This is a genomic window from Gilvimarinus sp. 1_MG-2023 (assembly GCF_030548285.1).
Genome location: NZ_JAUOSC010000974.1, coordinates 1 through 274 on the forward strand (window position 1 = coordinate 1; position 274 = coordinate 274).

A 274-nucleotide genomic window follows, 5' to 3' on the forward strand; every position below is an offset into this window, starting at 1 on the left:
GGCCAAACCATCAAGGTCAATGTCCGTATTGTTGCCGCTACCAATCGCAACCTGGAAGAAGAAGTCGAAAAAGGCCGCTTCCGTGAAGATCTTTATTATCGCCTGAATGTGATGGCAATCCAGTTGCCACCGTTACGTGAACGGCTGGTGGATGTTCCGGAACTGGCTACCTTCCTGCTCGACAAGGTTTCGCGTCAGCAAGGGCGTCCCTTGCGTCTGACTGACAATGCCATTCGTATCCTGATGAGTCATGACTGGCCCGGCAATGTCCGGC

1 protein-coding gene is annotated in these 274 nt (G+C 53.3%); it reads left to right on the plus strand.

The window, feature by feature from the left end; translation table 11 throughout:
• Positions 1–274, plus strand: a 274-nt coding sequence (locus tag Q4563_RS19780) for a sigma 54-interacting transcriptional regulator (protein ID WP_303605733.1), incomplete at both ends; no start/stop codon positions are given.